At 69.0% G+C, this 10,133-nt stretch carries 11 protein-coding genes and 1 tRNA gene; 5 read left to right on the top strand and 7 right to left on the bottom strand.

Translation table 11 applies throughout. From position 1 onward, the window contains the following. The coding region (gene rplS, locus ACILQR_RS13350) for a 50S ribosomal protein L19 (protein WP_395651890.1) at positions 1-329 on the top strand (329 nt) is incomplete at its 5' end. A gap of 81 nt (positions 330-410) precedes the next feature. Here the strand turns inward: rplS and ACILQR_RS13345 are convergent. From ACILQR_RS13345 to ACILQR_RS13325, 5 genes are all read right to left on the bottom strand, one after another. Then, complete coding sequence (locus ACILQR_RS13345) at positions 411-890, bottom strand: PA2169 family four-helix-bundle protein (protein WP_395651889.1); 480 nt, start codon at positions 888-890, stop codon at positions 411-413. A gap of 83 nt (positions 891-973) precedes the next feature. Continuing rightward, a complete protein-coding gene (locus ACILQR_RS13340; RefSeq protein WP_395651888.1) occupies positions 974-1,792 on the bottom strand; it encodes a tryptophan 2,3-dioxygenase in 819 nt (272 codons plus the stop codon). 46 nt (positions 1,793-1,838) lie between these two features. Next, positions 1,839-3,479, bottom strand: coding sequence for a TadG family pilus assembly protein (locus ACILQR_RS13335; RefSeq protein WP_395651887.1), 1,641 nt, complete (start codon positions 3,477-3,479; stop codon positions 1,839-1,841). 2 nt (positions 3,480-3,481) lie between these two features. Further along, on the bottom strand, positions 3,482-3,916 hold the full coding sequence (locus ACILQR_RS13330; RefSeq protein ID WP_395651886.1) for a TadE family protein: 435 nt from the start codon (positions 3,914-3,916) through the stop codon (positions 3,482-3,484). Between the two features lie 94 nt (positions 3,917-4,010). Then, positions 4,011-4,087: transfer RNA gene (locus ACILQR_RS13325), tRNA-Arg, on the bottom strand. A 180-nt stretch (positions 4,088-4,267) separates the two neighbouring features. Between ACILQR_RS13325 and ACILQR_RS13320 the strand changes: the two genes are divergently transcribed. Then, entirely contained in the window at positions 4,268-6,064 is a 1,797-nt protein-coding gene (locus ACILQR_RS13320; protein ID WP_395651885.1) for a gamma-glutamyltransferase family protein, read from the top strand. A 21-nt stretch (positions 6,065-6,085) separates the two neighbouring features. Here the strand turns inward: ACILQR_RS13320 and ACILQR_RS13315 are convergent, their stop codons facing one another. Continuing rightward, a complete protein-coding gene (locus tag ACILQR_RS13315) occupies positions 6,086-7,558 on the bottom strand; it encodes a sensor histidine kinase (protein ID WP_395651884.1) in 1,473 nt (490 codons plus the stop codon). Between the two features lie 52 nt (positions 7,559-7,610). Then, entirely contained in the window at positions 7,611-8,333 is a 723-nt protein-coding gene (locus tag ACILQR_RS13310; RefSeq protein WP_395651883.1) for a TVP38/TMEM64 family protein, read from the bottom strand. A 170-nt stretch (positions 8,334-8,503) separates the two neighbouring features. Between ACILQR_RS13310 and rpmH the strand changes: the two genes are divergently transcribed. From rpmH to yidC, 3 genes are all read left to right on the top strand, one after another. Continuing rightward, positions 8,504-8,638: a 50S ribosomal protein L34 gene (rpmH, locus tag ACILQR_RS13305; RefSeq protein ID WP_271145529.1), complete on the top strand. Its 135-nt coding sequence runs from the start codon at positions 8,504-8,506 to the stop codon at positions 8,636-8,638. A 41-nt stretch (positions 8,639-8,679) separates the two neighbouring features. After that, a complete protein-coding gene (locus ACILQR_RS13300; RefSeq protein WP_395651882.1) occupies positions 8,680-9,105 on the top strand; it encodes a ribonuclease P protein component in 426 nt (141 codons plus the stop codon). A 5-nt stretch (positions 9,106-9,110) separates the two neighbouring features. After that, on the top strand, positions 9,111-10,133 hold a 1,023-nt coding region (gene yidC, locus ACILQR_RS13295), incomplete at its 3' end, for a membrane protein insertase YidC (RefSeq protein WP_395651881.1).

The raw sequence follows: 10,133 nt of genomic DNA, 5'->3' as shown, positions 1-10,133 counted from the left end.
TGGTCAAGATCAAGGAAGGCGAGCGCGAACGCATCCAGGCCTTCGAAGGCGTCTGCATCGCCCGTGACGGCGGCGGCGTGAACGAGAGCTTCACCGTCCGCAAGATCTCCTTCGGCGAAGGCGTCGAGCGCAAATTCCCCATCCTGTCGCCGAACATCGACGCGATCGAAGTCAAGCGTCGTGGCGTCGTCCGTCGCGCCAAGCTCTATTACCTGCGCGACCGTCGCGGCAAGTCGGCCCGGATCGCCGAACGCCAGACCGTCCGCCCCGCCAAGGGTGCCGTCGTCCCCGTAACCGGCACCGCCGACAAGTCGACCGACGAAGCATGATGCCACGGGTCGCCTGACCCGTCGAAACGACAAAGGCCCCGATCTCGCGATCGGGGCCTTTTTTCTCTACAGATCAGCGAGTTACTGAGGGTAAAGCCCCGAGCTCACGTCTCTTTGGCTCTCCAGGCTGGTGTGCAGGTCGTGAACCTCGCGGGTCTCGCGATGGATGGCCGCGTGGGCCCGGCGCAGGGTCTCACGCGTGGTCGCGGCCAGCCGCTCGTCCTTGATGGCGGCTTCGAAACGTCGGTCCAGCTCGGCCTCGCCCCGGTCGGCGGCACCGACGATCCCGGCCTCGGCCGGCATGATCGCCTGGCTGATGTCCATCACGGCCCGCTGGGCCTTGGCCAAGATCGAGCCGCCGTCATGTGGCTGGCCCCCCAGGGCCCGCACGGTGTCGGCCAGGCTCTGGGCCATCTCGCGACGCTCGGACGCCAGGCTCGCGAACAGGGTGCTGTGCCCCGTGCTGTCGCTGTCGCCCGAGACCTTCTCCAGCCGCTCGGCTGAGTCGAGTGTGGCCCCGATCAGTTCGTTCAGAACATGAATGTCGTGCTTGTTGGACATCGTAACCTCCGGTCTTGATGACGGTAACGGTTACGCTGTCCCTCGGTTGCGGCGCGATTGGGGTTGCGACGATCAAGCCGGCATCACAGCTTCGTGCGAAGCGACCACAGTTCGGGGAAGCACCGCTTCTCCAGCGTCGAGGTCAGATAGGCCACACCCTCGGTCCCGCCGGTGCCGCGCCTGCGCCCGATGATGCGCTCGATGGTCACCACATGCTTGTGCCGCCAGGTCAGCAGGGCGTCGTCCAGGTCCACCAGCTTCTCGGCCAGTTGATAGAAGGCCCACCAGCGCTCGGTGTCGCGATAGACCTCAAGCCAGGCCGCCTCGACCCCTTCCGACGGCTGGTAGGGCCGGCTGACGTCCCGGCCCAGCACTTCCGTCGGGACCGGCAATCCCGCCTTGGCCAGCTGGGCCAGGGTGTCTTCGTACAGGCTGGGGGCGGCGATCGCTTCGGCCAGAGCGGCATGCGCCTCGGGCCGGTCCTCCTGGAACCTCAGGAACCGCGCGTCCTTCAAGCCCAGCAGGGCCTCGAAGCGCCGGAACTGATCGCTCTGGAACCCCGAACTCGACCCCAGCACCCCGCGGAACCGCAGATAGTCGGCGGGTGTCATGGTGGCCAGGATGTCCCAGCTCTGGGTCATCACAGACTGGATGCGGCTGACCCGCGCCAGCGACTTGTAGGCCGGGACCAGATTGCCCGATCGAACCAGAGTCTGGGCCAAGGCCACTTCATGCAGGATCTGCTTGAGCCAGAGCTCCTTGGTCTGGTGGATGATGACGAACAGCATCTCGTCGTGTTCGTCCGAGATCGGGTCCTGGGCCGACAGCAGACGGTCCAGCCCGAGATAGCGGGCGTAGGTCATGTCGGACGGTGTCGCTGCGGGCGTGTCGATCTGGGTCATGACCGTCTATCGCCCGAGCGGCCCCCTGCCTCAACCCTTGGCCGCCTCAACCCACCAGGGCGGCGCGCGCCCCGGCCGTAGGGCAGATCGCACCATGTACCGTCACGTCCGCCTCCCCGAACGACAGGCCCAGCAGGTCCAGAACCGGATTGACCGCCGCGTCCAGCACCGGCCCCAGCGGTGCCAGCAATGTCCCCAGCGCCTGCACGATACCGCCCAGCCCCAGACCCAGACCGACGACCTGGACGTTGACCTGAAGCCGCTGCAACAGGCTGACCACGATCCCGTTCACAGCCCCGGTGGTCTTCACCGTCCTGGCCGTCTGGGCGGTGATCTGGGCATCGGAAAAGGTCACCGCCGTGAACCCCTGATCCGCCGCCTCGACCTCGGCCGAGCCGGTCAGGCTGACCAGACCCAGGACCGACATCAGGGTCGCGCGGGCCGGGGCCAGGGTCTGTTTGAAATCCCCCAGTCGCGTCTCGTCGATCACCCCGATCGAGGCCCTAGCGATCCCCGGACGCACGCCCAGCGTCACCGAACGGCCGGGCGTACATCCGATGGCGTCCAGCCGGGCCTCGGACGAGGCCAGCTCGATCAGGATGGGCAGGTTGACCTGGGCCAGGCCCGACAGCTTCTGGGACGTGCGGGCCTTCAGATACAGCCGCGCCTGGGCCGTTCGGACGATCGGCGACCCCTTGCCTGTGACCGTCAGCCAGGGCGACCGGTTCGGCCGCTCCCCGATGGCCAGGGATACCTTGAGCTCGGCCAGCCCTGCCTGGGCTCCCAGATCGAGCGCCACCTGCCGGTCCCCGCCCCCGATCTCGGCCATGGCCACGACCAGATCCAGCGCATTGACCGAGGCGTCGAGCGCCCCGGCCAGACCGTCCTCCGCGCCGGCCTCCGCACCGATCAGATCGCCCAGCTTCACCTCCACCCCGGCACCTGCCGTCGTCAATCTCGACAATGCGCTGGACGCCTGGCTGCCGACCAGGGGCCGCATGACGTCCAGCGCCCGCCCGAGGTCGATGGTCTGTTGCAGCAGGCCGTCATAGTCGCCGGCCTGAAGGTCCAGGTCGGCGACCATGGCGTCGCCGAAGGTCTTCAGATTGACGTCCGCCTTGGCCAGGGCGTCATAGTCCATGACGCTGAGGGATACCGACCCCCCGGTCAGCCCACCCAGCAGCTGGTTGGCCAGCCCCCCGTTTAGCGCTGCCAGCCGCGATCCGATCGAGAACATCGCACGCGGTGGGGCCTCGGTCCTCGCCGAGGTTGCGCTGCGGGTCAGGGTGACCGCGTCCCTGCCCATCACGAACCGTCCGAAATAGAGTGGCGACGGCTGGCTGAGCGTCACCCTGACGGCGTTGGGGTCGACGTCACCGGCGCTGAAGCGCGCCGCCGGGGCCAGCGCACGGTCGGCCGTATAGCGCCCCCGGACCACTGCCACACTGACCGTTCCGCCGGTGTTCGCCGTCGCCGTCGCCTGGGCCGCCGCCTCGGCACGGGGAATGTCCATGGCCGCCGAAAGGGCCGCCAGATCCGCTGCACCCTGAAGATTGCGGGCATGAAGCGCCAGCGATCCGACATCGACCGTCAGCGCGGCCAGAGCGCACGCCAGTCCGCCACCCAAGGCCGCGATGATCGCCACCCCGCCTCGCCGATCGGTCCGGAATGTGGCGAGGGGAGGCATCCTCAGTACCCGCCGATCCGAACCACGGCCGTCCGCTCGATCAGGGTCGGCGGCTTGGGCAGGGGTCCGGCCAGTTGCAGGATCGGATGGGCATGGGCGTCATAGGAGACACTGACTCTCACCGCCTCGGCGTCGCTGGTCACCGTCGTGGTGACCAGGGCCGGATCGAGCCCCGACCCCGTCGTGGCCTCCCGGGCGACAAAGGCCGACGCCAGGTCCCGGCGTTCGGCATCGTCCATTCCCCCCAACGCCGCCCGCGCGCTCTCGGTCGCCAGCGACTGCACCGACTGCGCCAGCCAGAACCAGCCGCCGTACACCACCATCCCCGCCAGCAGCAGAACCAGCATGGGCGCCACCAGCGCAAACTCGATCGCCGCCGATCCCTCCCGAGAGTTGGACGAGCTGCCGCTTCGTGTCGGACACTTCTTCAGCTGCATAACAACGAAACATTGCAGCTAGAGTTGTTAAATAAATGTGTAGCCGCGCCAAATCTCGGTTCGGAAAAAGCTCGAAACACTGATTGGGGAGAAATGGCGCGCCCGGAACGATTCGAACGTCCGACCCTCAGATTCGTAGTCTGATGCTCTATCCAGCTGAGCTACGGGCGCGCACAGGCCTTTCGGCGAGGGCGGGTCTTTAGCGGAGCGGGTCGGGGGGCGCAAGCGGGTTTTGAGGGGATTCTGGCGATGGGGCGGCGGCGCGTGGGCCCCGGGGTGGTGGCAGGGTTGGCGCGGGGCGGGGATCGGCCTAGTCGTGGGGCCTCCCCTTGATCCAGTGTCCGGACCCTGATGCGTCTTTCCCGCCTTCGTCGCCTTGTGCTCAGCCAGCCCCTGGCCGCGCTCCTGCTCCTGTCGCTGGCGGCCTGCCAAGGGCTGGCGGGCGGCGGCGGGCCTATCGATGCCGGCGCAACGGCCGCGGCCGAAGCGGCGTCTCCGCCTATCGTCAGCCCCGTCGAGGGCGCGCCACAGGCCGTGGGGCCGTTCGTGGCGGCGGCCAATCCGCTGGCGGTCGAGGCGGGGCTGGGCGTGCTGAGGCGGGGCGGGTCGGCGGTGGATGCGGCTGTGGCGGTCCAGGCCGTGCTGGGGCTGGTGGAGCCCCAGTCGTCGGGGCTGGGCGGTGGGGCCTTCATGATGGTCTATGACGGGACGACGCAGGAGGTCACCGCCTATGACGGGCGGGAGATTGCGCCGGCCTCGGCGACGCCGGAACTGTTCTACGAGGGAGGCCGGCCGCTGCCTTTCGTTCAGGCGGTGTTGAGCGGGCGATCGACGGGGGTTCCCGGGGCCGTGGCCATGCTGGCGATGGCGCAGAAGGATCACGGGACCCTGCCCTGGAGCGCGCTGTTCGATGACGCCGAACGGCTGGCGCGCGAGGGGTTCGTTGTCAGTCCCCGGCTGGCGGGGATGATTGCCGGTGCAGCCCCTCAGGGCCGGACGCCCGCGGCCGAAGCCTATTTCAGCCTGCCGGACGGGCGGCGCGCCGTGGCGGGCGATGTCCTGACCAATCCGGCCTATGCGGCGACGGTGCGAGCCTTGGCGGGCGAGGGGGCGCAGGCCCTGTATTCGGGCGAGATCGGCCAGGCGATCGTGGCGGCGGTGCAGGCCGAGCCGCGTCCGGGCGGCCTGACCGAGGCGGATCTGGCGGCCTACAGGCCGATCGAGCGCGGTGCCCTGTGCCGGCCGTTCCGGGTCTATGTGGTCTGTGTGCCGCCGCCGCCGTCCAGCGGGGTGGCGCTGTTGCAGTTGCTGGAGATGGCGGAGGCGACGCCGTCGCTGGCGGGCGGGCCGCAGGATGCCCAGGCCTGGGTCGCCTTCGCCCAGTTGCAGCGTCTGATGTATGCCGACCGCGATCGCTATGTCGGCGATCCGGCCTTTGTCGGCGTGCCGGTGCAGGGCTTGCTGGACGAGGACTATGTGGCCCAGCGCGCGGCCCTCGCGCCGGGCCTGACCGGGGCGGCGACGGCCGGGACGCCGCCGGGTGGGGTCTTCATGGCCCCGGATCGCACCGCCGAGCCGGCGGGGACCAGTCACATGGTCATCGTCGACGCGAAGGGAAACGCCGTCAGCATGACCACGACGGTGGAGAGCATCTTCGGCTCGGGGCGGATGGCGGGCGGGTTCTTTCTCAACAACCAGCTGACGGATTTCTCGTTCTCGCCGACGGCGGCGGACGGAACGCCCATGGCCAATGCCGTGGCGGCGAGGAAGCGACCGCGGTCGTCGATGTCGCCGGTGATCGTGCTGGATCATCAGGGGCGGCTGGTCGGGGCACTCGGGTCGCCGGGTGGATCATCGATCCTGGCCTATAACGCCAAGGCCCTGATCGGGGCCCTGGTGTGGGATTTGCCGATGCAGGCGGCGATCGACCTGCCCAATCTGGTGGCCAAGGGGCCGGGGTTCGGGGCGGATACGGAGATGTTCTCGCAGGCCCTGCGGGACGGCATGGCGGCGCGGGGCATCACGATCCAGCCCAATACGACAGAGAATTCGGGCCTGCACGGGGCCCTGTGGCGGCGCGGAGCGAATGGCTGGGGCTGGGACGGCGGGGCCGATCCGCGTCGCGAGGGACAGGCGCGGACGCACTGAGCACCCGACGCGCCCGTGGCGTCAGCCCGGCAGGCGCAGTTCGAAGGTCGTGCCCTCCGGCCCGGTGCGCAGCAGGCGCAGTTCGCCCCGGTGGTTGGCCGCTAGTTCGCGCGAGATGGTCAGGCCAAGCCCTGAGCCGTCCGAGGCCTTGCCGCTGACGAAGGGTTCGAACAGGCGTTCGGACAGACGCTGGGGGATGCCGGGGCCGTCATCCTCGATGCGGATGATGTCGACGCCGCCCTCGTGCGCGGCGCTGAGGCGGACCGTGCCCTTGCCGCGTCCGGCGTCACGCGCCGGATCACCCTCTACGGCCTGACGGGCATTGCGCATCAGGTTGACCAGGATGCGGTGCAGCTGGTCCGTATCGGCATTGACCATGAACCGGGCCGGGATGGCCTTGACCAGCCGGACGCCGGAGGTCTCGAGCCCTGCGTCCTCTCCCGCAGCGGCGGCGGCGGCCGACAGGGGGATGCGGGTCAGGACGGGCGGCGGCTCCTCGGACTTGCCGTAGTCGAGGACGTTGCGGGTCAGGGCGGCGGCGCGGCTGAGCGCCCGCTCCAGCCGCGGCATGGCCTTGGCGACGTGGGGGTCGTCGGAGGATGCCAGCCGCTCGGACGCGATCTGGGCCGAGGTCAGCATGTTCCTGAGGTCGTGATTGATCTTGGCCACCGCCTCGCCCAGCGCCACCAGGCGGGAGCGGGCGCGCAGCGACTGGCGCACCTCGTCCTGCATCCGGGCCAGTTCGCGCTCGACCCGGCCGATCTCGTCGTGACGGTCGGACGGGGTGGGGGCGACGGTCTCGGGGTCGGCGGCGAAGCCCTCGATCGAGCGGGTCACGCGGCGGAGCGGCTGGAGCACCAGATAGGCCAGACCGGCATAGAGTAGCGCCCCGGCCACCAGCGAGATCACGATCGAGACCAGCAGGCTGTTCAGCAGGAAGGCCCGCAGCTCAAGCTTCAGAGGCTGGGCCGGGGCCACCACATCGATGAAGTCGCCGGAGCGATAGCGCGGCTTGGCCCGGACCCGGATCGACCGTTCGGGATGGCCCATCAGGGTCACGACCGGATCCCACAGCCGGGTGGCGAAGCTGCGGCCCCTCAGGTCGATGAAGTCGGGCGCACGGGGCAGGTTGGGGGCCTGAAGAAGCTGGCGCATCACGCCCTGGTCCGAGATGGCCACGGCCGAGACCCCGCCGATGCGCAGCAGTTGTTCGGCCGTGTCGTCGTCGACGGCGTTGTAGGGCAGGGCCTCGACCCCGACCGAGGCCAGTTCGGCACCCTGCAGCCGATCCATCAGCCAGCGCTCGTGAAAGGAGGCCGCAGAGGGGCCGACGATCAGGGCCTCGACCGCCAGGGTGAAGACGACGGTCAGCAGCAGCAGGCGCGACGACAGGCCGTCCGGGGCATGGGGCGTCAGGGTCCCGGGCCAGGACAGCCGGCCGCCCGGGCGCATTGCCCGCCTGATCCTGTCGAACAGATCCTCGCCCCCGCTCATGGGGCGGGTCTCGCAAGGTTCGGGCCAGTGTTGAAGGGGGTGGGACGACGCATCAGGCGGCCTTCCCGCGCGACATCCGCGCCTGGACCGTTTTCAGCGCCAGGGGCAGGACGACGGCCAGGACGAAGACGCCCAGCATCGGGGCCCAGAACTGGCCGAACAGGGCCTGGAAGTCGGGGTCGGGGTCGGTGGCCAGCAGAGTGCTCAACCGCGATCCGATCCAGCAATAGATGATGTGGGCGGGCAGCAGGCCGATCACGGTGGCGACCGTATAGGGCGTCAGCCGCACCGCCATGACCCCGGCGGCGATGTTGATCATGTGAAACGGCACCACCACGGCCAGCCGTGAGGCCAGCACATACCAGAAGGTGTCCTTGTCGATGGCGGCGCAGACCCGGGCCATCAGGCCGGCGTCACGCTCGGCCTTCTGGCGCAAGGCCTGGCCCAGGGCCGAGCGAGCGACGGCATAGACGATCAGGGCCCCCAGGGTGGCGGCGATCGAGGTCGCTACGCCCCCGACCCAGGGCCCGAACAGATAGCCGGCGGTGATGGTCACGAAGAAGACGCCGGGCACCACGCTGGCGGTCGCTGTGGTGAAGATCGCCATCAGGGCCAGCAGGCAGAGGATGTAGTTCTCCTGGGCGAAGGCGGTCAGGGCACCGCCGTGGACACGCAGGGTCTCCAGCGACAGATAGCGGTTCCAGCCCATGCCGAAGATCAGGGCGATCACTCCGACAAGGATGATGAGTGGCGCAAAACGCCTGATCCGGTTCATTGACCTGTCCTAGACGGGTTCGTGTCCGGTGGGGAGGCCCAGCCTGAAGGAAGGCGGCCTGCGCGGGCTTGAGCGGCGTTGACACGGAAGGCCTCGCCCCTTATACGCCCGCCTCCGGCTGTGGACGCCTCCTTGTCCACGCGCCAAACCCTTAGCCCCAGGAGCCGACCGTGAAGCGGACCTATCAGCCGTCGCGTCTTGTTCGCGCTCGCCGTCACGGCTTCCGTTCGCGGATGGCCACCAAGAACGGCCAGAAGATCGTCGCCCGCCGCCGCGCCAAGGGCCGCAAGAAGCTGACGGCCTAACCGTCAGTTTCTTGAAAGTCCTCTCCGCCCGGAGGGGATCCATGACGAACCTTCTCAAAATCGAGCGCCTGACGTCGCGGCCCCAGTTTCTGGCGGCCGCGAAAGGTGTTTCCCAGGCCCGCGGCGCGGTCGTGGTCCAGAGGCTGGATCGCGGCGACGGTGACGACACCGTCCGCGTCGGCTTCACTGCCACCCGCAAGATCGGCGGAGCGGTCGTGCGCAACCGGGCCAAACGTCGCCTGCGCGAGGCTGCGCGGGCCTTGGTCGGGACGCATGGCGAGGCGGGCAGCGACTATGTGCTGATCGCGCGCATGGGCACGACGGCCCGTCCCTGGGACCGTTTGCTTGACGACGTGAAATCGGCGCTTACAAGGCTCGCGACCTCGACGACGGCGGGGCCCGCCCCCATTTCGGCGGTGACGCCCGCTTCCCCCACGACCGGCTCGACGCCCGGCCAGGACCACTGATCCGCATGAAATCCGAGAACGCACGCAATACGGTGATCTTCATCGCCTGCACGGCGGTGATCCTGATCCTGTACCAGGTCTTCGTGATGCAGCCCCAGGCCGATCGCAGGAAGGCCGCCCAGGCCGCCGCGGTCGCCTCGCAGCAACAGGTTCCGGGTCAGACGGCGGGTGCCGCGGCCCTGCCGGGTGCGAGCCCGGCGCCCTCCAGCGCCATCTTCCTGACCAACCGAACCCAGGCCCTGGGGTCTGCCGTGCGCGTGCCGATCGACACCCCGACGCTGCAGGGCTCGCTGTCGCTGAACGGCGGCCGCATCGACGACCTGTTCCTGAAGCGCTACCGGACCACGATCGACCCGAACTCGCCCTATGAGGAGCTGTTCCGGCCGTCCGGCATGGAGCACGCCTATTTCGCCGACTTCGGCTGGCTGGCCACCAACGTCCCCGGCGGGGTTCCCGGCGACAACACGCCGTGGCGCCTGACCAACGGGTCGCGCCTGACGCCGACGACGCCGGTGACCCTGACCTGGGACAACGGCCAGGGCCTGCGCTTCACGCGGACCATCTCGATCGACGACCAGTATCTGTTCAGCGTCCGCGACGACGTCCAGAACCTGGGCACCCAGGCCATCACCATCCGCCCCTACAGCCGCGTCCAGCGCCAGGGCGTGCCCGAGACCCTGGGCAAGAACCAGATCCTGCACGAGGGCGCCATCGGCACCTTCTCCAAGGGCGACGGTTATGCGACCCAGCAGCTGAAGTACAAGGACTGGACCAAGAAGGAGGTCGTGGCGACCGAGTCGACCGGCGGCTGGCTGGGGATCACCGACAAATACTGGATGGCCGCCCTGATCCCGGATCAGAAGGAAGCCGTGTCCACCGAGTTCCGCATCCGCGACGCCTCGACCTACAATATCCACGAAGCCAGCCTGTCGGGGGCGCTCCGCACCATCCAGCCGGGCCAGAGCGCGACCGAGACCCAGCGCCTGTTCGCCGGTGCCAAGCGCAACGAGATCCTGGCCGGATACGAG

Origin of the sequence: Brevundimonas sp., from assembly GCF_044239655.1 — a bacterium.
GTDB lineage: Bacteria > Pseudomonadota > Alphaproteobacteria > Caulobacterales > Caulobacteraceae > Brevundimonas.
The sequence above is the reverse complement of the archived record's forward strand: the minus strand, read 5'-3'. Positions and strand labels throughout refer to the sequence as shown.